Here is a 23,737-nt window from a genome sequence, read left to right on the forward strand (position 1 = left end):
GATGAAAAAACGCCTAAAGAAACAGCCAAAACAGACCAGCATGACCGCCAGCGCGCCACAGAAAATGGAGGCGTTCACCTTTGGTGAGCCGTCACCCGTTCTGGATCGCCGCGACATCCTCGACTATGTCGAGTGCATCAATAACGGCAAATGGTACGAGCCGCCGGTCAACTTCTCGGGACTGGCAAAAAGCCTGCGCGCCGCCGTACATCACAGCTCCCCGATTTACGTAAAGCGCAACATTCTGACCAGCACCTTTATCCCGCATCCGTTGCTGTCGCGTCAGGACTTCAGCCGCCTTGTGCTTGATTATCTGGTGTTTGCAAACGGCTATCTCGAAAAGCGCATGAGCGTGACCGGCCAGCTCTTTAAACTGGAAACCTCCCCGGCCAAATACACCCGCCGTGGTGTAGAGGATGGCGTTTACTGGTACGTGTCGGACTATACGCACCCGCACCAGTTCGCACCCGGTTCGGTGTGCCATTTGCTTGAGCCCGATATCAATCAGGAACTCTACGGGATGCCGGAATACCTGAGCGCGCTCAATTCCGCCTGGCTGAATGAGTCCGCCACGCTGTTTCGTCGCAAGTATTACCAGAACGGCGCACATGCGGGTTACATCATGTACGTGACCGATGCGGCGCAAAGTAGCACCGACGTCGAGGCGCTGCGCTCCGCGATGCGTGACTCGAAAGGGCTCGGGAATTTTAAAAATCTGTTTTTCTACGCCCCGAACGGGAAACCGGATGGTATTAAGATTGTGCCGTTGAGTGAAGTCGCCACGAAGGATGATTTTTTTAACATTAAGAAGGTGAGCGCCGCTGACCTGCTCGATGCGCACCGCGTGCCGTTCCAGCTCATGGGCGGCAAGCCTGAAAATATCGGCTCGATGGGCGATATCGAGAAGGTGGCGCGCGTGTTTGTGCGCAACGAGCTGACTCCGCTACAGGAGCGTTTCAAAGAGATAAATGACTGGCTCGGGATGGAGGTGATCCGCTTTAAGGATTACAACATTGAGACCGATTAATCCCGCCCAAAATGCCGCCTCCGGGCGGCACATCCTCAGAGCTCACCAGACGCGGCAAACGCCACGCAACCCCGCCACCGCCTCACGATTTGACCTCATCACTCATCACGCCACCACGACGCGCACAGACGCGCAAAATAAATCCTGTCACCACGTCAGGCGCGCAGTGCTATCCCCGCCTCGCCTGCCCTCTTTATGGGTCGGTTTTAATGCAGTTGCATGACCACTCTGGATCCACGCCAGCTGTGGTGGCGCATGGCCAAAACGGGTAGTCCCTACGCATGCAAAACAATGCACCTGATGCATGCATAGAAAAAAGACTCATTTTGGGTATACTGATATTTCTACGATGAATTTTTCAAGATTTGCTTCTGCTAGGAACAGGGGGAATTTTAGCTCTTTTGACAACTCTTCCAATTTTATACGCGTCGCTGGCGTGGCTTTGCTGCCGATGATTACACCATCAACACAGTTACTTTCAAGGTGGAGCGCCCGACCCAAACCAATATCATCGCCCTCAAGTTGACACAAGCTCCTCAACTCACTTTCATGAAGCCATTCTTCATGTTTAAACTTTGGGATTTTTATTAATACTTCATCATTCCTTTTTGTCCTATATGAGTATGCATGATCCATTGCATTTACCTCAATGCCAGCCTCCCCATACTCCACCGCATCAAGTCTAATGCGCGATTTAATAAGTCGCTCTCTATTATATATAATGCAAAACCCTTTCATCCCCTGACAGTAATACCCCCACATGAGGCGATTGTCAGGTTTTTCAGTAAACGATGCAATGGCCACTGTATTTCTAAAATCATTTATGAAATCGCCAAAGAAATCATACTCCTCAAACCTATTAATCATGAATAATTTTTCAATCAATATATTAGAGTTGAAATGCTTCAACAATTCATTAGTGCTTATGGTGTTCCGATATGGCTGAGGGAATGTATGTCTTGCGAAACAATTAGCCCAAAGCTTGAACCATTCATTCTCGCTGAGTTCCTGCAATTCATTTCGATTGCTTTTTGCATATGCTTCAAACGGGTCATTCAGCGTTCCAATGGCTGCGTGCCATATTACAGCACTTGAAATTTCTTCAATGGAATAATTACGCTCCAAATCACCTGTTTTAGTGGTTGCATCAGGGCGGTACCGGAACGCATGAGTTTCGCTTGTAAAGCCGCGCTCAGAAAGAACCTTTGGTATGATTGTATTCTTACTCATAACATTGCATCCATCTTAAAATTGATTCTAACGCCTCGTTTTACTCGTTGTTCAAACCCGCCAGCACCGAAACCTAGTTTCAGCGTTAGTGGGATTTCTGTGATAAGTCATCTAAAACAGACAGAAACTCTTTAAACTTTGAATGTAGATATATATATTCAGATTGCAGTATTGACTTTTAAAGTAAGAACTTTCGATTTATAGCGTTGCTCAATAACCCCCATTGAATGCAATCGACCAAAGAGCGTTTTAGCAATCGGTGTATCCCTCGCATTTTCAGCATCTTTAATTATTTTCCAATACTCAATATCCCTAGCCATTAACCTATGCTGCTCGTTCCTAACTTTTAAACAGTCGCCGAAGACAATCACTCCAGTAACCAATTTTGGTTTATCTTTTGCATACAACTTCGTTTTAGTTGGATGCATATTATGGCCATGCTTGCTAATCACTTTACGAACTACAGCGCAAAATAATCGATTTACATTAGCTCCTGAAAATGTAAGATCATCGACATAAACAGTCATTTTAATCCTTAGTTTTCGGCATAGTTCATCAATCTCACAAAACATTCTGGAGTTTGCAAAGTAGGCCAAAGGCATGCTGATTCTACTACCTGTTGGTAAACGCTCATGACAAGTACATATATGCGACAATATATCTGCAACGTCAGATGACATTTTCATCACAGAAAAGAAAAATGAAAATATCATACTTCTTGTTGTTGATGGGAAAAATGCCTTAATATCAGAGGTCATCATCTTTTCATGATTAAGATGAGCTTTTGCATTTGTTACATTCGAGCATTTTTTCTTACCCGAGTGCAAGTATTCTGGCAAAGCGATACGAGATAATAGACTGGCAATTCGTGTGTGCACCACATCTAATTTATCAACAGGTTTTTGTATTTTCCGTGGCTTACCCTTTTTAGATAATTGTTCAAAAACGGAATAGTTACCTTCATCTTTTTTTAAAGCATATAAATCATTAGTATCAACACATAGAAGGCATGCTAGTTTTTTTTTGCTTTTGAGTTTATAAAACGGCGAATCCATTACGCCATAAGATTTATTATTCGTGAAGATCTTAAGCTTTTTCCGTTTTTTCATTTTTTTCACTTACCCACTCGACAACATCCAAAACTTTACCAGCCAAATTCAAACGCAGCCGCTTAGATAAACGTCCTTGCGTACCTAATGATTCTGAGAAAAAAACTAAAGAGGATACTGGTATGTCGAAGTGGGATGCATATTTCTGTAAAACTTCAATCGACGGTGACCATACTCCGCTTTCTAGTTCTACTATCTTTTCTTTGGGAATGTCTAAAGATGTTGATAACTCGACTAATGATTCTTTGTGATATTGCCTTATCAAACGAAGGGCTTTATGTAACATTGGCAACTCCTGCTATTGAAACTAGGGAGGACGCATTACTTATCTCCTCCTTCGAAGTAGTCCATTAAGCGTGTGATTAAATCAAACAGTCTAATACCCCATTTAATCGCTTCCCAAGCATAAGCAGCCCACTTTTTCCGGTTTGACTTGCTCTGCGCCTGCTGTTCGTTGGTTACTTTATCATTCTTCATGACTTTTTCCTTATGCCCACGGTGTGCGAACGAATGTTCACTCAAGCACCATGGTTCGCCCTCATAAGGATGAGATTGAACAGCACTAGCCCCCTGCTCCACGAACCCTTGGTCGCCCAAAGGGTTCGAATACCCATACGCCATACCACCTGGACATACGATGACTCTCGCGAGCTGCGTCGCTCAGGGGCGTTGCGCGGGGTAAAGGTTAGAAAGCATCTGCTTTCCACGGGTAATCAATACCCAATTGATGGCGATTTATCTCACTAACTAACCAATATCAGCATCATAGCAAGTAATCCGCTGTGCATAATTCATTTTGATATACCTTATTGTCATTACTAATGAAATTTAATAGTAAATGGGAATAAGAGGAAATTTTCATGTATAACAAAAATGTTCAAACCCAACACCAATGAGATTGTACTCTATCGGTTTAGTTCCGGAAGGTGGAACATTTATAGAGAGGTTGAGTTAAATATTGAATCCCAGCCATTCATCAGCGATCGGAAAAAAGAATTTTTGCCCGCCAAACATCACCGTAGCGCCACGCGCGAGCGCCTGAAGCTCCCACCGCTGCGGGGTGATGCCCTGCTGCGCCAGCTCGAAGCGGATGCGCGGAATCTGCGACCGTTCTGCTTTCGTCATTCGCCCTGATGGCGCTATCTTATGCGGTTTTAATGGCTCGCCGCTTCTTTGCTGGCGATTTGGGCACGGTGCGTCGTGTTTTAGTGCGCCCCTGAGCGCCGTCACGACTTCGGGGTCATCCCATGCGATAACCCCGCCATCAAGGAGATTTAACACCGCTGCGGCATGCTCAGACGGCGTGGGGGTCATAACAGGAATGTCACCGCCGGTGAGCTTTCCACAGTTATTGACAGGACTCCGAGGCGCGGCAGAGCCGCTTTTTAAGGTCAAAGGCTCAACGGCCAAAACCTTTGGAACGATGCGCCATTCGGCTGTACGGGTTACATGGACACGATTAGCCCCGAGATGAGGGGCATAAATCCCGACAACCCTCTCGATATCTTCCTCGTATTCGTTGACCTCATCCGTCACCTTACGGGCGACCCTGACCGCCTGAGCATCACGCGGCATGTTTGCTCCACCCTGCGCGATGATGTACCGCTCAAAGTCCCCCTCATCTGCAGCAGCTCGCACGGCCTCGACCCTGTCGTCAAACTCGCAGGCAATACTCACCCCACGCGGCAGTTTGCGCAGTTCACGGTAAGCGCCCATCGTCGGGAGACCAATCGGTTTAAACTGAGGGATACGCCATGTTGACGCCCATGCTGTGACGGCTGCGGCCGTATCTTTCAGAGGCTTGCCGGTGTCGTGATCGAGTTGGCCGTCGAGCGCGTAACCGTCGATATTTTTTGCAATGTATTTAGCGATATAACCCGCCGCTCCGCCCTGATTAAGATGGCGTGACTCAAAGCGCTGTTTTGACGCGCCCTTTTCGTGTCCGTCCTCTTTGAGGGCATAACAACGCATAATTTCGTTAATGGCTTTACGCTGACCGGGTTTGCAAAAAAGCATCATGTGCCAGTGTGGCGTGCCGTCGTGGTGCGGTTCGACAACGCGCATCCCGTAAACCTCTAAATCGTTATCTTTGAAAGCTGTACGCATCAGGCTCCAGATTCGGCATAGATAGCGCTGGCCGTCTTTGGGTGTGAATGCTGTTTCGTTCCAGCCGTGATTGAGCTGCACCGTTTTGCTTTCACCTTTGCCAACCTGACGGGTCGGGTGATACTTCGATGGCGTGGTCAGCGTGATAAACATCCCTACGTCACCCACGCTGGTCGCGTAGCGTTCAATCCCAGCGATAGTATTCATCAGCTCCATACGACGTATTTCAGGGTTCGAAATACTCCCCATGACCTTACTGATTAGGTCGATACGTTCGCCGGTGACTTTGTTTTCCAGCTCACATGATTTTAGGTATTCAAGATTAGCCAGGCGGCGCGCGTGGACATCGCGAATAGCCATTTTGCTTGCGTAAGGTGAACGGTCTTTGTTGACCTCACCGGCAGCGATGAGAAGCGCCTCGCGCCAACGCATCCGCTGCGCCTTAAGCTGGTTAACCCACCATTCGTCCTTAATCAGGCGGGAAATAGCGGAAAATGCCATGCGGATCGTCATCAGACCCTTACGGTATTTTTTCCAGTACATCGGGGTGATGTTAAATGCGCGAGCAATACCGGCCACTTGCCCGTATAGGTGCGACTGAGCTTCATCGGTGAAAAGTGTCTCTTTCCCGCCGTGAGCCTCCGCCCAGGCGTCGCTTAACTCCTCGTATTTGCTCCAGAGCTGAGAGGCGATTCTGGCCGCAAATTTCCTTAGCTCTTTATCATTCATATCTGGTAATCGCGCATACTTGTCGCGCTCGGACAGAAACCCAATCGAGGCGGATTCATTCATCCCGCACAGCTCATTAACACGCTCAAGACGTGGCAGCAGCTTGCGCTCAAAGGTGTTTTTAAGGAAATAGAGCCCACCTAAAGGGCTCTTTTTACGGCGGATGAAGTTATAACGCGATGTAAACAGCGTTTGCAGGAAAAACGGCAGACGGTCAATCCGGTTTAAAACACCTTGCACCTGACGAAGTTCGGCACGTGTAAGGGGTCTGTCGCGGCCAATGGCCTCTTTAGTGACGTTATTCCAGGGATAAGCACCAACGAATGAATCACTGGTGCCCTTCAAAAATGGTGGTGGTGGCGAGGGGGCAATACGCCCCCGAGATTCGATGGACATACTATTTGAAGGCGTCCAGACATTGCTTCCCCAGGCGTTCAATTCGAGCTTCCAAAGCTGAGAAGCCAATAAGATCGCTGGTCAAAAGATCATGCAATATCAGGCCTGAGATAAGCTTAGGGATAGTTGGGTAGTAACCCACAACGTCCAGCCAATCCTTGCCTTTGTTCTTCCCGGATGTTGCGGTCTTCTTCTCCTGCAAAATGAATTGATAGCGGTCACTGGTGATGACGTACTGGTTATTTATCTCGATGCGTATGCTCATTCTGACTTCCTTTTAAAAGTGGTTAGTCCGCTCAATCGAAAATTGAGTTGTGCAGATTTGCCGACTCTTGACCTAATAACTCGATAATCTCGGTACGATTGAGCTCAGACTTGCTGATATGCGCGATAAGCCCGTCAAATCGAGAAGAGAAACGTGTCGCGAGGTCGCGCTGTGCCTCGCTTACTGCCTGCGCCAGAAGTGCCGAATACATCCCCCGCTGCGCTGTATCTTGCTTTTGCATTTGCCTATCTCCAGACAAAAGGAGTCCCCACGCTGTAAGGCGCGTAATAAATCGAATCCAGATTAATTAATGTAAATACTGCTCAGGTTTTACCGAGGTTAAAATGGTTGGTGCGTACTCAAAAAGGCTGAACAGCTCTCGCAGAGCGCGGAAAAGTTTGTCACGCCAATAACAGTCCTCCTCATTCAAACGCCAGTGCGGCATCATAAATTCCCGCTCTGTCAGTCCAGCATGAAGAAACAATGAGCGCCTTTGGCTGACGGTCAGGCGGCTGATGAAAGTTGCTTTTGACGCGCCAAGTTGACGATACCGGGTGAATGCAGTTCTCAATTCATCAAGCGCACAAACAAGACGCTCACGATCGGCTTCGGTCATTTCCTCTAAGCGCATGACAGAGTGCCGCTGTTTTAATTGAGCGTGGAAACAAACCGTAAGACGCTCCCGCTCCATCATCTGATTGTAAAAATCGCAAGTGTCCTGCCAGCGAGGCTGAGCCAGATACTTGCAGACTAAACCGCGAAGTGCTGTTGGTTGCTTCTGGATCACATCAAGTGTCATTACCGTCATAACCACAGTCCTCTCTTTTTGACCAGGCGCCGAAGCTTCTCGATAACGCCCGGCTTTCGGGTTCGGATGATGATGCCCTTACGTCCACGACCGTGAGTGATAGTGAAGTTGGTAGGATTAGGACTTTCTATTCGAAGCAACTGCGCAATACAGCGAGGTTCACTATTCATACTGGCTCCCCTAATCCGAGCCACATCAGCCAACCATCACGAATTTCCTTCGGGCGGCTGTCATATGCCATCTTCATACCCTTGTTCCAGGCAGGCAGATAAACCCAATATTCCCCTGCGCGCCCACTCGTTGACTGCGGATCAGTCATCTCGACTACAGGAAGCTTGCCCTTTTCAATCATGCCTTTAACGGCTGCAGGTGTTTTACCAATAAGGCGCGCGAATTCCTGATATGGAACCGCATCTGTTCTGCTTACAAGCTGGTTAGTCATCTGTTACGATTCTCCTTTAGTGTGATTAATTGCTCTAAATAGGGTTTAGTTGCTCTAAAAGGTGATTCATCTATCGAATAGATAAATCTACGATAGGTGATAATGTTCAACTATAGGTGATTTTATGTCAATACAGATCCATGAAAAAATCAAGCTGATAAGAGAGTCAGAAAGGTTAAATAGGCGACAATTCAGTGAGTTAACTGGAATCGTTTACGGTTCTTTTTGTAGTTATGAAGCCGGTGACAAAAAGCCGGGAGTCGAACAAATCATGAAAATCCTCCAGCATCCGCGCTTCACGAAATACACCTTGTGGTTTATGACTGATCAAATAACACCCGAAGCTGGGCAGATTGCACCGGCTCTCGCGCACTTTGGGCAGCAGACAACAACGTCATCCCACTCAGACCAGAAAACTGGCTAACTATTTATGGCGCTTATTTGTGCAGTAAATGCACAGTGAGTTTTTGCTATTTAAATCAGGAAATTGAAGTAAGCAGTAACATCATCGGGAGGCTTTATGTCTGTTAAAAAGCTCGATGATGGTCGATATGAAGTGGACATTAGACCGACCGGGCGTAACGGAAAACGCATCCGTCGGAAGTTCGACAAGAAAAGCGAGGCGATGGCTTTTGAAAAGCATATTCAATATAACCATCACTCAAAGGAATGGCTTTCAAAACCCACGGACAAACGCCAACTGTCAGAACTGAAAGAGTTATGGTGGAAGCTGAAAGGTAAACACGAGGAACACGGTCAATCGTATCTCAGGAAAATTGAGCGTTTCGAAACGATGACCGGTAACCCATGCGCTTTCCAGATCACCAAGAGCCTGATAACGCAATATTGTGCTCAACGCCGGGCTGAAGGTATTAAGCCAACTACCATCAACCGCGACCTGATTACATTAGGTGGGATGTTTACTACCCTGATTGAGTCAGAAATGTATAACGGAGAGCATCCGTTTAGGGGGTTCAAAAAACTGAAAGAGCAGACTGCCGAAACGGGCTATCTCACTCTTGAGGAAATTGACGCCTTACTGGCAGCGCTATCAGGAGATAATCGTAAAATTGCCGTCTTGTGTCTGAGTACCGGGGCTAGATGGGGTGAGGCTGCAAGGCTGAAAGCGGAGAACGTGATTCATAACCGGGTGTCTTTCGTTAAGACGAAAACCAACACACCGCGCACGGTCCCGATCTCTGATGACGTTGCGGCTTACGTAGTCAGCAAAGCACGAGGCTTTCTGTTTCCTGATGCCAGTTATGCTGAATTCAGGCGAATCCTCAAAGAAGTTAAGCCCGACTTACCAGCGGGGCAAGCAACACATGCGCTACGACACTCTTTTGCCACGCACTTTATGATTAACGGGGGCAATATCATCACACTGCAGAGGATCTTAGGTCATACGAAAATCGCGCAGACAATGGTCTATGCGCACTTCGCTCCTCAGTACCTGCAGGACGCGATTTCGCTTAACCCGTTGAAGGGTGCTAATGGTGGTCAGAGTGTCCACAATGTGTCCACACCCTAGCCGCTTTTTATGGATTTTGACTGCTAGTAGTAAAACGTGAAGCCTTGTCTGGTGCGGCTTTCCAGCTACGCCAGACATTAAAAAGGCTCCCGCAGGAGCCTTTCATTCATCAATGCAGCGACGCCAACCTCGCCGCAAACCCGACAAACAGCAGCCCTATGAGCCCGTTCCCCAGCTTTGCCAGTTTCTTTTTCGTTTTGAGATAACGCGTGACAAACGCACCGGAGAAGATCAGGAAGCTCATGTACATGAAGCTTATCAACTCAAGCGTCGTCGCGAGGATAAGGAAAGAGGTGCCGGTGCTCTGTGCGTTCACGTCAATAAACTGAACGAAGAACGATACGTAGAAAAGAATCGCTTTGGGATTGGTCAGGCTCAATACCAGCGAACGTTTCATGATCATACTGGCAGGTTCGGGGCCGCTCTCATGGGCGTTTTTTTGACGATTCACCACCGACCAGAGCATTTTGCCCCCCAGCCACAGCAGATAGAAGGCGCCGAGATATCGCACGATGTTAAACAGCACCGGCGTGGTCTGGATTAATGCTGCGACACCCGCCCAGGCAAGAAACATCAGAACCGCATCACCGATAAATACGCCTGTGGCGGCAAGATACCCTTTTTTAACGCCGTGTCCAATCCCGGTTTTCAGCACAAACAGGGTATTCGGCCCCGGTACCAGCACGATAAAAAACGCGCCTACAACATACGTCCAGAAATTCAGTACGCCAAACTCCGCAAACACTTCTTCTCCCTCCTTTTGCTCAATACAGCAGGAATAGCGCTGCAAATACGCTACTCCTAAAAATCAGACTCTATAAAATCAGCGGGCACCATTACGGTGCCCTCATGGTACTCAGATATCCTGGACTGCGAACAGCAACGCGTTGCGATGCCGGGTCATTCCACATTTTCTGATGGCGTGAATACGCATATTGCGGCGGGATTGTGCTTCCAGCCAACGAGCCTTGCGACGACTCACCTGTCGCAACATGCGCCAGCGCCCTACTTCTGTTCTACTGCGCTTCATGTCTACAACTCTTTCTCTAACACTTTTTCTCTAAAAGAAAGGCCATTATAAACCCAACCCTGCGGCAAACCAGCGCTTTTACCTGGCGTTTTTATTTGCCAGATGAATCCTGATGCGTACACTCATAACAATACGCTTTCAAAAGGATTTTTTTACCTATGACAACCTTCTACACCGTGGTGAGTTGGCTGGTCATTTTGGGATACTGGCTGTTAATCGCAGGTGTGACATTACGCATCCTGATGAAGCGCAGAGCCGTTCCCTCTGCCATGGCCTGGCTTCTGATAATCTACATCCTCCCGCTGGTGGGAATTATTGCCTATCTCTCTTTCGGTGAGCTTCATCTGGGTAAACGCCGCGCAGAGCGGGCCCGTGCCATGTGGCCCTCCACCGCAAAGTGGCTGAACGACCTTAAAGCCTGCAAACATATCTTTGCCGAGGAGAACAGTAGCGTCGCATCATCACTGTTTAAGCTGTGCGAGCGCCGTCAGGGGATTGGTGGCGTTAAGGGCAATCAGCTCCAGCTGCTGACCTCGTCCGACGACGTCATGCAGGCATTAATCCGCGATATCCAGCTGGCGCGTCATAATATCGAGATGGTTTTTTATATCTGGCAGCCCGGCGGGATGGCTGACCAGGTCGCTGAATCGCTGATGGCCGCGGCGCGACGCGGCATTCACTGCCGTCTGATGCTTGACTCCGCAGGCAGCGTGGCATTTTTCCGTAGCCCCTGGGCGGGCATGATGCGTAATGCTGGGATCGAGGTGGTCGAGGCGCTGAAGGTCAATCTCCTGCGCGTGTTTCTGCGCCGGATGGATCTCCGCCAGCATCGTAAAATGATCATGATCGATAACTATATTGCCTACACCGGCAGCATGAACATGGTTGATCCGCGCTTCTTCAAGCAGGACTCGGGCGTGGGCCAGTGGGTGGATTTGATGGCGCGAATGGAGGGGCCGATTGCCACCTCGATGGGCATCGTTTACTCCTGCGACTGGGAGATAGAAACCGGCAAACGCATTCTGCCGCCACCGCCGGACGGCAATATTATGCCGTTTGAAGAGGCCAGCGGTCACACCATTCATACCATTGCTTCCGGGCCGGGCTTCCCGGAGGATTTGATTCATCAGGCGCTGCTGACGGCAACGTACTCGGCGCGTGAATACCTGATCATGACGACGCCCTACTTTGTTCCCAGCGATGACCTCCTGCACGCGATCTGTACCGCGGCGCAGCGCGGCGTCGATGTGAGCATTATATTGCCGCGCAAAAATGACTCCCTTCTGGTGGGCTGGGCCAGCCGGGCCTTCTTTAGCGAACTGCTGGCCGCAGGGGTGAAGATCTACCAGTTCGAAGGTGGATTGCTCCACACCAAAAGCGTGCTTGTCGACGGCGAGTTAAGCCTGGTGGGAACGGTCAACCTGGATATGCGCAGCCTGTGGCTCAACTTTGAAATCACGCTGGTTATTGATGATGCCGGCTTTGGTGGCGATCTCGCCGCGGTGCAGGATGATTATATCTCCCGCTCGCGGCTGCTGGATGCCAGACTGTGGGTAAAACGTCCACTGTGGCAGAGAATTGCCGAACGACTGTTTTACTTCTTTAGTCCGTTGCTGTAAAACGTGCCCAACGATGTTAAACAGGTAGTCATCATGGAAATGGATCTGAACAATCGCCTGACCGAAGACGAAACGCTCGAGCAGGCCTATGACATTTTTCTCGAACTGGCGGTTGATAACCTCGATCCCGCAGACGTGATCCTCTTTAATCTGCAGTTCGAAGAGCGCGGCGGCGCTGAATTGTTCGACCCTTCAGAAGACTGGGCTGAGCATGTGGATTTCGATCTGAATCCTGACTTCTTTGCCGAAGTGGTCATAGGGCTGGCCGATGAAGACGGTGGCGAGATTAACGATATTTTCGCCCGTGTCCTGCTGTGTCGAGAGAAAGACCACAAGCTGTGCCATATCCTCTGGCGCGAATAATAAAAAAGGCTGCGATTGCAGCCTTTTTTATTTACTCCGGCAATTCACTGCCGCAGCGGTGACAAAACCGCGCGTTAAGGTCATGGTCACCCTGGTGACATGCCGGACATTTGCGCTGCTGCTTGCGGCTCTGAAATGCGCTGCTCATGTGCGTGGTAATAAGCCCGGTCGGAATAGCAATGACCGAATAGCCAATCAAAATCAGCACTGAGGCCACAATGCGGCCCAGCGGCGTATGGGGCGTGATATCACCGTACCCCACGGTCGTCACGGTTACTATCGCCCAATAAACGGACGCATTGAGCGTCGTGAAACCATATTTCGGCCCCTCTATCAGATACATCAGCGCGCCAAAAACGATCATGACGATGGCAATAAACGAGTAGAAGAGAATAAGCTGATGTCGCGCGCTGACAATTGCGCTCCAGAACACGCGCAGTGAGGGCATAAAACGCAGTAATTTCAGAATACGTAATACCCGAATTACGCGCATCGCCCGCCAGGTAAAGACATAACTCAGGCTGATTTCCGGCCACAGCCACATGACGTAGAGCGGCAGAATAGTGGCTAAATCAATAAATCCCCAGAAGCTGAAAACATATCGGGCCGGGTTGGGCCACGCAATTACTCTGAGCAGATATTCAGCGGTAAAAACCAGGGTAATCGCCAGCTCAAGCCAGACAAAGACATGCCATTCGTCAAACGTCAGGTGGTATTGCGTCCCGGCGCCCGATTCAATAAAGATGACCACCACGCTAAGAAGCGCAAATAAACCGCAAAGACCTTCGAATCGTCGTCCAGATACCGTTTCAGGATCGAATAAAACATGATAAAGCCGCCGACGGGCTGACGTGAATAAACGCGACACAGTAACCTCGCAAAAAATAAGGGCTGACATCATGTCAGCCCTTGCGATTATAACGGGTCAACTTTCAGGCAGGAAACCGCATGTCGGAAACTGCCTTCGAGAACCGGTCGCGTTTTTGCACATTCCGGCCCGGCCATTGGGCAGCGCGTGCGGAAGACGCAGCCCGACGGCGGGTTAATGGGTGAGGGTAATTCCCCTTCCAGAAGCTGGATAGTCTTATTCTTTTCCAGATCGGGATCGGGGATCGGTACCGCGGACATCAGCGCTCTGGTGTATGGGTGCAATGGATTGTGGTACACCTCGTCATAGGTGCCCAGCTCCACGGCGTGACCCAGGTACATCACCAGCACGCGGTCGGAAATGTGTTTCACCACGGCCAGGTCATGCGCGATGAAGATCAGCGACAGCCCCATTTCGCGCTGCAGCTTCTGCAGCAGGTTAACCACCTGCGCCTGAATGGACACGTCGAGCGCGGAAACCGGCTCATCACAGATAATCAGCTTCGGTTCGAGGATCAGGGCGCGCGCAATACCAATACGCTGACACTGACCGCCTGAGAACTCGTGCGGATAGCGGTTGATGAGGTTAGGCAACAGCCCGACTTTCAGCATCATCGCCTTAACGCGATCGCGCACTTCCTGACGGGACATCTTTGGATGATAAGTCCGCAGCGGCTCGGCAATAATCTCACCGATGGTCATACGCGGATTAAGTGACGCCAGCGGATCCTGGAAAATCATCTGGATATCGCTGCGCACCTCGCGCCACTCGTCGGGTTTCATGCCCAGCAGATCTTTACCCAGCCAGGCCACTTTGCCGTCGGTGGCTTTTACCAAACCGATAATGGCGCGCGCAAAGGTCGATTTACCGCAGCCGGACTCGCCCACCACGCCCAGGGTTTCCCCTTCATACAGGCGCAGCGTGACGCCGTCCACCGCTTTCAGGGTCTTCGACGGCTGCCAGAACCACTGTTTGCCGTCTTTGATGTCGAAATGCACCTTAAGGTCAGCAATCTCGAGCAGCACATTGCGTTTTTCATCTAATGCGTTCATACCAGCTCCTCCTGCGGCTTAAAGCAGGCGCGCAGACGGCCTGGTGCAAACTCTTCCAGCGGCGGAGCGCTGTTGCAGATTTCCATCGCGTGCGGACAGCGCGGCTGGAACGGACAGCCTTTCGGCAGGCGCAGCAGGTTTGGCGGGTTGCCCGGAATGGTGAGCAGGGATTCCCCTTCCGCATCAAGACGTGGCACCGCATTCAGCAGGCCAATCGAGTAAGGATGAGCAGGCTGATAGAACACATCACGCGCTTTGCCGTATTCCATGGTACGACCGGCATACATCACCAGCACTTTGTCACAGATGCCCGCCACCACGCCCAGGTCGTGGGTGATCATGATAATCGCCGTGTTGAACTCACGCTTCAGCTCGTTCAGCAGGGTCATGATTTGTGCCTGAACGGTAACGTCCAGCGCGGTGGTCGGTTCGTCGGCAATCAGCAGTTTTGGCCGACACAGCAGCGCCATCGCAATCATCACGCGCTGACGCATACCGCCAGAGAACTCGTGCGGGAACATGCGCATGCGCTTGCGCGCCTCCGGCATTTTCACCGCATCGAGCATTTTGACAGACTCTTCAAAGGCTTCGGCTTTACCCAGGCCTTTGTGCAGCATCAGGACTTCCATCAACTGCTCACCAACGCGCATGTACGGGTTCAGCGAGGTCATCGGATCCTGGAAAATCATCGAGATCTGCTCGGCGCGCAGCTTGTTCAACTCGTGCTCCGGCAGGTTGAGGATTTCGCGACCGTTGAATTTCGCGGAACCGCCAATCACACCGTTAGCGGCCAGCAGGCCCATTAGTGCAAAGGCGGTCTGGGACTTCCCGGATCCGGATTCACCCACGATGCCGAGCGTTTCGCCCGCGCGCAGGTTGAAGTTGAGATCGTTCACGGCGGTCACATCTCCGTCCGGGGTCTTAAAGGTGACGCGAAGATCTTTTACGTCCAGCAGAAGGTCGCTCCGCTGCTGCGCCTGTGGCGCGGTTGCCGTTTCAATCATTGTCATGACGGCGCTCCTTAACGGTCTTTCGGGTCGAGGGCATCACGCAGGCCATCGCCGATAAAGTTAAAACAAAACAGGGTAACGACCAGGAAACCCGCCGGGTATAACAGCAGCCACGGTGACACTTCCATTGAGTTTGCACCGTCACTCAGCAGCGCGCCCCAGCTGCTCAGCGGCTCTTGCGTACCCAGACCGAGGAAGCTCAGGAAGGATTCAAACAGGATCATGCTTGGCACCAGCAGTGAGGCATAAACCACTACCACGCCCAGCACGTTAGGAACGATATGGCGAACTACGATATTCCCGGTAGAGACACCGCCGACCTGCGCGGCTTCGATAAACTCTTTGCGTTTGAGACTCAGCGTCTGGCCGCGAACAATACGCGCCATATCCAGCCATGACACCATCCCGATGGCCACGAAGATCAACAGGATATTCTGACCAAAGAAGGTCACCAGCAGGATGACGAAGAACATAAACGGGAAGGAGTTCAGGATTTCCAGCAGACGCATCATCACCGAGTCCACTTTGCCGCCAAGGTAGCCGGACAGTGAGCCGTAGAGCGTCCCGACGATCACCGCCACCAGCGCGGCAGCAATCCCGACCATCAGCGAGATACGCCCCCCGATAGCAACACGCACCAGCAGATCGCGTCCGGAAGAGTCCGTGCCGAAATAGTGGCCAGACTCCATATCCGGCGCGCTGGACATCATGCCCCAGTCGGTGTCGAAATAGGTAAATTGCGACAGCATCGGCGCCAGGGTCACAAACAGCGCGATGATCACCAGAACCACCAGACTCGCCACCGCCGCGCGGTTGTGCATAAAGCGACGGCGCGCGTCCTGCCAGAGGCTACGACCTTCTACTTCCAGTTTTTCACTGAAGTTTTCCAGCGCCTCGCTGTTTTTCTTACTCAACATCATGGCGTGCTCCAGTTAGTAACGGATTTTCGGGTCGATGACGGCGTACAGAACATCGACGATTGCGTTAAAGAGAATGGTCAGCGCACCGACGAGAATGGTCAGGCTCAGTACCAGCGAATAGTCGCGGTTAAGCGCGCCGTTAACGAACAGCTGACCAATGCCCGGCAGGCCGTAGATGGTTTCGATAACCATCGAGCCGGTGATGATCCCGACGAATGCCGGTCCCATGTAGGAAAGCACGGGCAACAGCGCCGGTTTAAGCGCGTGGCGGAAGATAATCCGACGCATCGGCAACCCTTTAGCGCGCGCGGTACGAATGAAGTTTGAGTGCAGCACTTCGATCATTGAACCACGAGTAATACGCGCGATACTGGCGATGTACGCCAGAGATAATGCCACCATAGGCAAAATCATGAACTTCAATGCCCCGCCGTTCCAGCCGCCACCCGGCAGCCACTTCAGCGTGATGGCAAATATCATCACCAGTAATGGCGCGACAACGAAGCTGGGTATCACTACCCCGGTCATTGCCACCCCCATTACGGCATAATCCCATTTGGTATTTTGTCTGAGCGCGGCGATAACGCCTGCGGTGACCCCGAAAACGATGGCCAGAATGAATGCCGCAGCCCCCAACTTAGCCGAAACCGGGAAGCTGGACGCCACAAGGTCGTTAACGGAATAGTCTTTATATTTAAATGACGGTCCAAAATCACCGTGAGCCAGCTGCTTCAGATAATTGAAGTACTGGGTGGAGATGGGATCGTTTAAGTGGTATTTCGCTTCGATATTCGCCATGACTTCTGGCGGCAGCGTACGCTCACCGGTAAATGGACTTCCCGGCGCAAGGCGCATCATGAAGAAGGAAATCGTGATGAGAATAAATAGCGTTGGAATCGCTTCAAGACAGCGACGTAGGATAAATTTCAACATTGCCCGTACCTTCTGGCGTGTGCCTATATTATGTGACGTTGGTTAGACACCGTGGGGCGAGCACGCCCGCCCCACTCATTGCCATTAATGCTTGATAATATACAAGTTTTTAACGTAGATATTATCCATCGGGTCTTTACCGGTATATCCACCTACCCACGGTTTCACCAGACGGGCGTTAACGTAGTAGTAAACCGGAACGATCGCGGAATCTTTATCCAGCTGCTGCTCGGCCTTAGAGTACAGTTCTGTACGCTGTGCTTCGTCAGTGGTTTTCAGCGTGTCGGCGATCAGCTTGTCGAACGCCGGGCTCTTATAGTGCGCGGTGTTGTTCGAGCTGTCGCTCAGCATGGTGTTCAGGAAAGAGGTCGGTTCGTTATAGTCCGCACACCAGCCAGCACGCGCCACGTCAAAGGTGCCCTGATGACGGCTGTCGAGGAAGGTTTTCCACTCCTGGTTCTCCAGCTTCACGTTCGCGCCCAGGTTTTTCTTCCAGATCGAAGCGACGGCGATAGCCAGTTTTTTGTGCAGATCGGAGGTGTTGTACAGCAGGCTGAAGGTCAGCGGCTTATCTGCGGTATAGCCCGCTTCGGCCAGCAGTTTCTTCGCTTCTGCGTTACGCTGTTCCTGAGTCTGTTTGAACCAGTCTGGCTCGGTCAGTTTTGCACCATCGGTGTATGGAGGGGTATAGCTGTATGCCGGCAGATCGCCCTGGTTTTTCACTTTGTTTACGATGATATCGCGATCCAGAGCCAGCTTCAGCGCAGTACGAACGCGTACGTCGGTGAACGGTGCTTTCTGGTTGTTGATTTCATAGTAGTAGGTGCACAGATACGGGTCGACGTGAACTTCTTTAGGGATCTCTTTTTTCAGTTTCTGGAACAATTCAATCGGCATGTTGTTATAGGTCATGTCGATTTCACCGCTGCGGTAGCGGTTAACGTCAGTCACTTCAGACGAAATTGGCAGGTAGGTCACCTGATTAATGACGGTTTTCGCGTTGTCCCAGTATTGCGGGTTACGCTCAAGCACCATACGCTCGTTGACCACCCAGTCTTTCAGCTTATAGGCACCGTTGGTCACGATATTGGCAGGCTGCGTCCATTTTTCACCAAATTTTTCCACGGCGGATTTTGGTACCGGGGAGACGGACGGGTGAACCAGCAGCTTATAGAAGTACGGAACAGGTTCGCTCAACGTCACTTCAAAGGTATTCGCATCGATCGCTTTTACGCCCAGGTCGGTAACAGGTTTTTTACCCGCGATGATGTCATCAATATTGGCGATGTGGCCATATTGCAGGTAGCTCGCATACGGAGAGGCGGTTGTTGGGTTCGCCAGACGCTGCCAGCTATAAACGAAATCTTCGGCCGTGACCGGTGTACCATCGGACCATTTCGCATCTTTACGCAGATGGAAGGTCCAGACTTTGAAATCTTTGTTTTCCCATTTTTCGGCTACACCCGGTGCCGGGTGGCCATCTACGTCTGTCACCAGCAGGCCTTCGAACAGGTCGCGGTTAACGTTAGACTCAGGAACACCTTCAATTTTGTGCGGGTCAAGAGACTGAACTTCCGCACCGTTGTTACGCACCAGCGTCTGTTTCTCAGCCAGTTGAACACCTGCAGGAACGTCCGCAGCCATTGCAGCGTTGCCCGCGATTAGCGCAGTTAAAATCCCCGCCGCTACCAGATTTTTTTTTGTGATGATGGACATTGTGTTGGTACTCCACTCATTATAATGACTGGCCTTCGCCAGCTGTGTAATCCCCTGTTGGGGCCTGTACAGCGCAGGAGTTTTTTTTGCTGCTGTCAGGTTCTTCTTTTTACTGCTTGCTATCACCGACTTTTTTATTACTGACCGCTCGTATGGCCGTCTTGCGTCGATTCTTTACAGGCCACCCTGTTTGAGACCTGCGTTGGATATCTGAGAAGAGAACCATATGAAAATAATTCTCATCTGCTTGTTTTATGCTGCAAAATATTAGGCCGGAAAGTATCAAATGGCGTAAACGTGCGCCAATACATTTTGCAAATTTGTTAAGCAATTCTCTTTTACGGTGAGTACCGCATCGTTGAGGGCAGCCCTGCCGGACATTGAGCATCAGAAAAACAACATGACATTCAAAAGGATAGAGAAAATTCTCTCTCCAAGCGCGTCGCTGCGCTATCATCGAGTGACTTTGTACAAAAATTTAACAACTGGTTATTATTTAGCACATTCATCTAGGGGAATGTTGAAATTACTAATATCATTTCGGTTATCTCTCAGCAAGCCCCAGAGTATCATGTGAGTAAAATAACAGAGCGATCGAAGATTTTCTGCGCAGGCGGGTTTGAGGGGAATTAATAACTTGTTGAAATACAAGCAATGAACATTATTAGTAGAATTTATTATGATATGTGAGCATTTCAACTTTAGTTATAGGATTTACTGATAATGACGTAAAAAAACGGAGCCGTGGCTCCGTTCTTTCATATGCAATATCAGTGCAGCAAACCGGGGAAAATGCTTTTTATACCCGTAACGATAAATTCAATCCCTAACGCCATCAACAGCAGGCCCATGATACGCGTTATGACGTTAATGCCCGTCTGACCCAGCAAGCGCACCAGCCAGGGTGCCATGCGGAACACGCCCCAACAGCAGAGCGCGAAAATGGCAATCGCCACTGAAAAACCAATCAGGTGCATCAGGCTATGATAGCGCGTCCCCCAGACAATGGTTGAACTGATGGCACCAGGACCGGCCATCAGCGGTAAGGCCAGCGGCACTACGCCAATGCTTTCGCGGATAGCGGTTTCTGACTTCTCTTGTTTATTCTGCTTATCCTCGCCCAGCTTACCGCTGATCATGGACATGGCGATGGTCACCACCAGGATCCCACCCGCAATGCGGAAAGAGTCGATCGAAATCCCGAAGAGCTGGAGAATGGCGTCACCCAGAAAAAGAGAGGTGAGCAATATGATCGCCACTGACAGGTTAGCGGTCAGGTTGGTCTTGTTCCTGGCCGCCGCCGTCTGGTAACTCGTCATACTAATGAAGACAGGAATGATCCCCACCGGGTTGACCAGGGCAAACAAACCAATAAAAAATTTAAAATACGTTGGAAAATCAAAGAGCGTTTGGATCACGTTTTGCTCCGCTTATGCACATGCCCGGGACTGACAATTAGTCATGAGAAATCGCGCTGAAGATACCCTTTTTATCTGCATACTTCACTTGAAATCTGTACCAAAACGTTATCATTTCAGGATGTTAAACATATGTATAATCAATGATAGCGCTGCTTCCAATACTTACGTAATTATTTAACACTGGAAAAATCAGCACGAAATAACCCTGCTGAAAGGTATCAGCTTGGGGGAAAATTGACACAGATCATGATTTCCGTACTCAGAAGTGAGTAATCTTGGTTACACCCCCAGGGAGGTCACCTGACAAAAGGGATGATGCCAAGGTAAGGCTCTTTTAGTAAATTAGTGTGCTGACGCAGAAAGTAACTCTTTGTTTTACTTTGTGTTACGCAAGTCGTATCGGCTCTGTCTATACTGTGTGACGTATCGAGCGCTGGTTTACTAAAAGAGTTTAAACATTATCAGGAGAGCATTATGGCTGTTACTAATATCGCTGAACTGAACGCCCTCGTCGAGCGCGTTAAAAAAGCCCAGCGTGAATATGCCAATTTCACCCAAGAACAGGTTGATAAAATCTTCCGCGCGGCCGCACTGGCTGCTGCAGATGCTCGAATCCCTCTCGCTAAAATGGCCGTTGCCGAATCCGGCATGGGTATCGTGGAAGATAAAGTGATTAAAAACCACTTCGCTTCCGAGTATATCTATAACGCCTATAAAGATGAGAAAACCTGTGGCGTGCTGTCCGAAGACGACACCTTCGGTACTATCACCATCGCTGAACCTATCGGCATCATCTGCGGTATTGTTCCGACCACTAACCCAACGTCTACCGCTATCTTCAAATCGCTGATTAGCCTGAAGACCCGTAACGCAATCATCTTCTCTCCACACCCACGTGCGAAAGACGCGACCAACAAAGCTGCGGATATTGTCCTGCAGGCGGCGATCGCTGCTGGCGCACCAAAAGATCTGATCGGCTGGATCGACCAACCTTCCGTTGAGCTCTCTAACGCCCTGATGCATCACCCGGACATTAACCTGATCCTGGCGACCGGTGGTCCTGGCATGGTTAAAGCGGCATACAGCTCCGGTAAACCAGCCATCGGTGTGGGCGCCGGTAACACCCCTGTTGTTATCGACGAAACCGCTGACATCAAACGTGCCGTTGCGTCTGTACTGATGTCTAAAACCTTCGATAACGGCGTGATCTGTGCATCTGAACAGTCTGTCGTTGTTGTTGACTCCGTGTACGACGCCGTTCGCGAACGTTTCGCCAGCCACGGCGGCTACCTGCTGCAGGGCAAAGAGTTGAAAGCAGTTCAGGACATCATCCTGAAAAATGGCGCGCTGAACGCCGCTATCGTGGGTCAGCCAGCGTACAAGATTGCTGAACTCGCAGGCTTTACCGTTCCGGCAACAACTAAAATCCTGATCGGTGAAGTAAAAGTTGTCGACGAAAGCGAGCCGTTTGCACATGAAAAACTGTCTCCAACGCTTGCAATGTACCGTGCGAAAGATTTCGAAGACGCGGTAGAAAAAGCCGAGAAACTGGTTGCCATGGGTGGTATCGGTCACACCTCTTGTCTGTACACTGACCAGGATAACCAGCCAGAGCGTGTTGCTCACTTCGGTCAGATGATGAAAACTGCCCGTATTCTGATTAACACCCCTGCTTCTCAGGGTGGTATCGGTGACCTGTACAACTTCAAACTCGCACCTTCCCTGACTCTGGGTTGTGGTTCCTGGGGTGGTAACTCCATCTCTGAAAACGTTGGTCCAAAACACCTGATCAACAAGAAAACCGTTGCTAAGCGAGCTGAAAACATGTTGTGGCACAAACTTCCGAAATCTATCTACTTCCGCCGTGGCTCACTGCCAATCGCGCTGGATGAAGTGATTACTGATGGCCACAAACGTGCGCTCATCGTGACTGACCGTTTCCTGTTTAACAACGGCTACGCTGACCAGATCACCTCTGTGCTGAAAGCGGCTGGCGTTGAAACTGAAGTGTTCTTTGAAGTTGAAGCTGACCCTACCCTGAGCGTTGTGCGTAAAGGTGCTGAGCTGGCCAACTCCTTCAAACCAGATGTGATTATCGCACTGGGTGGTGGTTCCCCAATGGACGCCGCGAAAATCATGTGGGTCATGTACGAACATCCTGAAACCCACTTCGAAGAACTGGCGCTGCGCTTTATGGACATCCGTAAACGTATCTACAAGTTCCCGAAAATGGGCGTAAAAGCGAAGATGATCGCGGTCACCACTACTTCCGGTACCGGTTCAGAAGTCACGCCATTCGCGGTAGTAACGGACGATGCGACAGGTCAGAAATACCCACTGGCTGACTATGCCCTGACCCCAGACATGGCTATCGTCGATGCGAACCTGGTCATGGATATGCCGAAGTCACTGTGTGCGTTCGGTGGTCTGGATGCGGTAACTCACGCCCTGGAAGCTTACGTTTCTGTACTGGCGTCTGAGTTCTCTGACGGTCAGGCTCTGCAGGCTCTGAAACTGCTGAAGGAAAACCTGCCAGCATCCTATAACGAAGGGTCTAAAAACCCGGTAGCACGTGAACGCGTTCACAGTGCAGCAACCATCGCCGGTATCGCGTTTGCGAACGCCTTCCTGGGTGTTTGCCACTCGATGGCGCACAAGCTGGGTTCTCAGTTCCACATTCCTCACGGTCTGGCGAACGCCCTGTTGATCAGCAACGTTATTCGTTATAACGCTAACGACAACCCAACCAAGCAGACTGCTTTCAGCCAGTACGACCGTCCGCAAGCACGTCGTCGTTATGCTGAAATAGCAGACCACCTTGGTCTGAGCGCACCGGGCGACCGTACTGCTGCGAAGATTGAGAAACTGCTGGCATGGCTGGAAAGTCTGAAAGCTGAGCTGGGTATTCCTAAATCTATCCGTGAAGCGGGCGTACAGGAAGCTGACTTCCTCGCTCATGTAGATAAGCTGTCTGAAGATGCATTCGATGACCAGTGTACAGGTGCCAACCCGCGCTACCCACTGATCTCCGAGCTGAAACAGATTCTGCTGGATACCTTCTACGGTCGTGAGTTCAAAGAAGGTGACGTTGCCGCTGTGAAAACAGAAGTGCCTGTCATCAAAGCTGACAAGAAAGCGAAGAAAAGCGCTTAATTGACCGCA

24 protein-coding genes are annotated in these 23,737 nt (G+C 50.4%); 6 read left to right on the plus strand and 18 right to left on the minus strand.

Annotation, left to right across the window (positions count from 1 at the left end; translation table 11 throughout):
- The first annotated feature begins 1 nt into the window (after position 1).
- Positions 2 to 1,027, plus strand: a complete 1,026-nt coding sequence (locus AC4IC4_RS13120; RefSeq protein ID WP_491471290.1) for a phage portal protein — start codon at positions 2 to 4, stop codon at positions 1,025 to 1,027.
- Between the two features lie 321 nt (positions 1,028 to 1,348).
- On the opposite strand, the gene AC4IC4_RS13125 is transcribed toward AC4IC4_RS13120, so the two are convergent.
- The 9 genes from AC4IC4_RS13125 to AC4IC4_RS13165 all read right to left on the minus strand — a co-directional run bounded on the left by AC4IC4_RS13125 (position 1,349) and on the right by AC4IC4_RS13165 (position 8,112).
- On the minus strand, positions 1,349 to 2,257 hold the full coding sequence (locus AC4IC4_RS13125) for a DUF2971 domain-containing protein (protein ID WP_220719453.1): 909 nt from the start codon (positions 2,255 to 2,257) through the stop codon (positions 1,349 to 1,351).
- 158 nt (positions 2,258 to 2,415) lie between these two features.
- Positions 2,416 to 3,366 carry a reverse transcriptase family protein gene (locus AC4IC4_RS13130; RefSeq protein WP_220719513.1) on the minus strand — a complete coding sequence of 317 codons (951 nt, stop codon included), beginning with the start codon at positions 3,364 to 3,366 and terminating at the stop codon, positions 2,416 to 2,418.
- Positions 3,344 to 3,652, minus strand: a complete 309-nt coding sequence (locus AC4IC4_RS13135) for a helix-turn-helix domain-containing protein (protein WP_491471291.1) — start codon at positions 3,650 to 3,652, stop codon at positions 3,344 to 3,346. Before AC4IC4_RS13135 ends, AC4IC4_RS13130 begins: the two co-directional genes overlap by 23 nt.
- Before the next feature lie 35 nt (positions 3,653 to 3,687).
- A complete protein-coding gene (locus tag AC4IC4_RS13140; protein WP_220719449.1) occupies positions 3,688 to 3,843 on the minus strand; it encodes a hypothetical protein in 156 nt (51 codons plus the stop codon).
- A gap of 474 nt (positions 3,844 to 4,317) precedes the next feature.
- Positions 4,318 to 6,597 carry a replication endonuclease gene (locus AC4IC4_RS13145; RefSeq protein ID WP_491471292.1) on the minus strand — a complete coding sequence of 760 codons (2,280 nt, stop codon included), beginning with the start codon at positions 6,595 to 6,597 and terminating at the stop codon, positions 4,318 to 4,320.
- A 1-nt stretch (position 6,598) separates the two neighbouring features.
- Positions 6,599 to 6,862 carry a DUF5405 family protein gene (locus AC4IC4_RS13150; protein WP_491471293.1) on the minus strand — a complete coding sequence of 88 codons (264 nt, stop codon included), beginning with the start codon at positions 6,860 to 6,862 and terminating at the stop codon, positions 6,599 to 6,601.
- A 31-nt stretch (positions 6,863 to 6,893) separates the two neighbouring features.
- Positions 6,894 to 7,103: a DUF2732 family protein gene (locus tag AC4IC4_RS13155; protein ID WP_491471294.1), complete on the minus strand. Its 210-nt coding sequence runs from the start codon at positions 7,101 to 7,103 to the stop codon at positions 6,894 to 6,896.
- A gap of 66 nt (positions 7,104 to 7,169) precedes the next feature.
- Entirely contained in the window at positions 7,170 to 7,670 is a 501-nt protein-coding gene (locus AC4IC4_RS13160) for a replication protein B (RefSeq protein ID WP_491471295.1), read from the minus strand.
- Positions 7,671 to 7,836: 166 nt separating this feature from the next.
- Positions 7,837 to 8,112, minus strand: coding sequence for a regulatory phage cox family protein (locus AC4IC4_RS13165; protein WP_059354248.1), 276 nt, complete (start codon positions 8,110 to 8,112; stop codon positions 7,837 to 7,839).
- Positions 8,113 to 8,236: 124 nt separating this feature from the next.
- Between AC4IC4_RS13165 and AC4IC4_RS13170 the strand changes: the two genes are divergently transcribed.
- Positions 8,237 to 8,536 carry a helix-turn-helix domain-containing protein gene (locus AC4IC4_RS13170; protein WP_202783860.1) on the plus strand — a complete coding sequence of 100 codons (300 nt, stop codon included), beginning with the start codon at positions 8,237 to 8,239 and terminating at the stop codon, positions 8,534 to 8,536.
- A gap of 96 nt (positions 8,537 to 8,632) precedes the next feature.
- Positions 8,633 to 9,643 carry a phage integrase gene (locus tag AC4IC4_RS13175; protein WP_491471296.1) on the plus strand — a complete coding sequence of 337 codons (1,011 nt, stop codon included), beginning with the start codon at positions 8,633 to 8,635 and terminating at the stop codon, positions 9,641 to 9,643.
- Positions 9,644 to 9,752: 109 nt separating this feature from the next.
- Here AC4IC4_RS13175 and leuE read toward each other — a convergent pair whose 3' ends face one another.
- On the minus strand, positions 9,753 to 10,388 hold the full coding sequence (gene leuE, locus AC4IC4_RS13180; RefSeq protein WP_023312092.1) for a leucine efflux protein LeuE: 636 nt from the start codon (positions 10,386 to 10,388) through the stop codon (positions 9,753 to 9,755).
- A gap of 111 nt (positions 10,389 to 10,499) precedes the next feature.
- On the minus strand, positions 10,500 to 10,673 hold the full coding sequence (locus AC4IC4_RS13185) for a YciY family protein (protein ID WP_021240326.1): 174 nt from the start codon (positions 10,671 to 10,673) through the stop codon (positions 10,500 to 10,502).
- 158 nt (positions 10,674 to 10,831) lie between these two features.
- On the opposite strand from AC4IC4_RS13185, the gene cls reads away from it, so the two are divergent.
- Entirely contained in the window at positions 10,832 to 12,292 is a 1,461-nt protein-coding gene (gene cls, locus AC4IC4_RS13190; RefSeq protein WP_008502791.1) for a cardiolipin synthase, read from the plus strand.
- Positions 12,293 to 12,325: 33 nt separating this feature from the next.
- On the plus strand, positions 12,326 to 12,655 hold the full coding sequence (locus tag AC4IC4_RS13195) for an HI1450 family dsDNA-mimic protein (RefSeq protein ID WP_006810881.1): 330 nt from the start codon (positions 12,326 to 12,328) through the stop codon (positions 12,653 to 12,655).
- 31 nt (positions 12,656 to 12,686) lie between these two features.
- Here the strand turns inward: AC4IC4_RS13195 and AC4IC4_RS13200 are convergent, their stop codons facing one another.
- The 7 genes from AC4IC4_RS13200 to AC4IC4_RS13230 form a co-directional block, all read right to left on the minus strand.
- Complete coding sequence (locus tag AC4IC4_RS13200; RefSeq protein WP_491471297.1) at positions 12,687 to 13,556, minus strand: ion transporter; 870 nt, start codon at positions 13,554 to 13,556, stop codon at positions 12,687 to 12,689.
- A 14-nt stretch (positions 13,557 to 13,570) separates the two neighbouring features.
- On the minus strand, positions 13,571 to 14,575 hold the full coding sequence (oppF, locus tag AC4IC4_RS13205) for a murein tripeptide/oligopeptide ABC transporter ATP-binding protein OppF (RefSeq protein ID WP_024907098.1): 1,005 nt from the start codon (positions 14,573 to 14,575) through the stop codon (positions 13,571 to 13,573).
- Positions 14,572 to 15,585, minus strand: coding sequence for an ABC transporter ATP-binding protein (locus AC4IC4_RS13210; RefSeq protein WP_024907097.1), 1,014 nt, complete (start codon positions 15,583 to 15,585; stop codon positions 14,572 to 14,574). Before AC4IC4_RS13210 ends, oppF begins: the two co-directional genes overlap by 4 nt.
- 11 nt (positions 15,586 to 15,596) lie before the next feature.
- Complete coding sequence (oppC, locus tag AC4IC4_RS13215) at positions 15,597 to 16,505, minus strand: oligopeptide ABC transporter permease OppC (RefSeq protein WP_008502787.1); 909 nt, start codon at positions 16,503 to 16,505, stop codon at positions 15,597 to 15,599.
- Positions 16,506 to 16,517: 12 nt separating this feature from the next.
- Positions 16,518 to 17,438 (minus strand): oligopeptide ABC transporter permease OppB, encoded by a 921-nt coding sequence (gene oppB, locus AC4IC4_RS13220; RefSeq protein ID WP_008502786.1) that lies wholly within the window; start codon positions 17,436 to 17,438, stop codon positions 16,518 to 16,520.
- 84 nt (positions 17,439 to 17,522) lie between these two features.
- Positions 17,523 to 19,154, minus strand: coding sequence for an oligopeptide ABC transporter substrate-binding protein OppA (oppA, locus tag AC4IC4_RS13225; protein ID WP_025756555.1), 1,632 nt, complete (start codon positions 19,152 to 19,154; stop codon positions 17,523 to 17,525).
- 770 nt (positions 19,155 to 19,924) lie between these two features.
- Positions 19,925 to 20,572, minus strand: coding sequence for a YchE family NAAT transporter (locus AC4IC4_RS13230; RefSeq protein ID WP_021240330.1), 648 nt, complete (start codon positions 20,570 to 20,572; stop codon positions 19,925 to 19,927).
- Between the two features lie 477 nt (positions 20,573 to 21,049).
- On the opposite strand from AC4IC4_RS13230, the gene adhE reads away from it, so the two are divergent.
- On the plus strand, positions 21,050 to 23,728 hold the full coding sequence (gene adhE, locus AC4IC4_RS13235) for a bifunctional acetaldehyde-CoA/alcohol dehydrogenase (RefSeq protein WP_032647603.1): 2,679 nt from the start codon (positions 21,050 to 21,052) through the stop codon (positions 23,726 to 23,728).
- The last annotated feature ends 9 nt before the right edge of the window (positions 23,729 to 23,737 follow it).

This window comes from Enterobacter sp. Taxon_2, from assembly GCF_058355295.1.

Coding starts and splice junctions, on each gene's coding strand:
- AC4IC4_RS13185 (WP_021240326.1), bottom strand. CDS start 10,673: ATGAAGCGCAGTAGAACAGAAGTAGGGCGCTGGCGCATGTTGCGACAG.
- oppF (WP_024907098.1), bottom strand. CDS start 14,575: ATGAACGCATTAGATGAAAAACGCAATGTGCTGCTCGAGATTGCTGAC.
- oppB (WP_008502786.1), bottom strand. CDS start 17,438: ATGTTGAAATTTATCCTACGTCGCTGTCTTGAAGCGATTCCAACGCTA.
- oppA (WP_025756555.1), bottom strand. CDS start 19,154: ATGTCCATCATCACAAAAAAAAATCTGGTAGCGGCGGGGATTTTAACT.
- AC4IC4_RS13210 (WP_024907097.1), bottom strand. CDS start 15,585: ATGACAATGATTGAAACGGCAACCGCGCCACAGGCGCAGCAGCGGAGC.
- AC4IC4_RS13120 (WP_491471290.1), top strand. CDS start 2: ATGAAAAAACGCCTAAAGAAACAGCCAAAACAGACCAGCATGACCGCC.
- AC4IC4_RS13195 (WP_006810881.1), top strand. CDS start 12,326: ATGGAAATGGATCTGAACAATCGCCTGACCGAAGACGAAACGCTCGAG.
- AC4IC4_RS13140 (WP_220719449.1), bottom strand. CDS start 3,843: ATGAAGAATGATAAAGTAACCAACGAACAGCAGGCGCAGAGCAAGTCA.
- AC4IC4_RS13135 (WP_491471291.1), bottom strand. CDS start 3,652: ATGTTACATAAAGCCCTTCGTTTGATAAGGCAATATCACAAAGAATCA.
- AC4IC4_RS13200 (WP_491471297.1), bottom strand. CDS start 13,556: ATGATGTCAGCCCTTATTTTTTGCGAGGTTACTGTGTCGCGTTTATTC.
- AC4IC4_RS13170 (WP_202783860.1), top strand. CDS start 8,237: ATGTCAATACAGATCCATGAAAAAATCAAGCTGATAAGAGAGTCAGAA.
- AC4IC4_RS13165 (WP_059354248.1), bottom strand. CDS start 8,112: ATGACTAACCAGCTTGTAAGCAGAACAGATGCGGTTCCATATCAGGAA.
- AC4IC4_RS13160 (WP_491471295.1), bottom strand. CDS start 7,670: ATGACGGTAATGACACTTGATGTGATCCAGAAGCAACCAACAGCACTT.
- AC4IC4_RS13130 (WP_220719513.1), bottom strand. CDS start 3,366: ATGAAAAAACGGAAAAAGCTTAAGATCTTCACGAATAATAAATCTTAT.
- AC4IC4_RS13145 (WP_491471292.1), bottom strand. CDS start 6,597: ATGTCCATCGAATCTCGGGGGCGTATTGCCCCCTCGCCACCACCACCA.
- AC4IC4_RS13125 (WP_220719453.1), bottom strand. CDS start 2,257: ATGAGTAAGAATACAATCATACCAAAGGTTCTTTCTGAGCGCGGCTTT.
- adhE (WP_032647603.1), top strand. CDS start 21,050: ATGGCTGTTACTAATATCGCTGAACTGAACGCCCTCGTCGAGCGCGTT.
- AC4IC4_RS13155 (WP_491471294.1), bottom strand. CDS start 7,103: ATGCAAAAGCAAGATACAGCGCAGCGGGGGATGTATTCGGCACTTCTG.
- cls (WP_008502791.1), top strand. CDS start 10,832: ATGACAACCTTCTACACCGTGGTGAGTTGGCTGGTCATTTTGGGATAC.
- AC4IC4_RS13175 (WP_491471296.1), top strand. CDS start 8,633: ATGTCTGTTAAAAAGCTCGATGATGGTCGATATGAAGTGGACATTAGA.
- oppC (WP_008502787.1), bottom strand. CDS start 16,505: ATGATGTTGAGTAAGAAAAACAGCGAGGCGCTGGAAAACTTCAGTGAA.
- AC4IC4_RS13150 (WP_491471293.1), bottom strand. CDS start 6,862: ATGAGCATACGCATCGAGATAAATAACCAGTACGTCATCACCAGTGAC.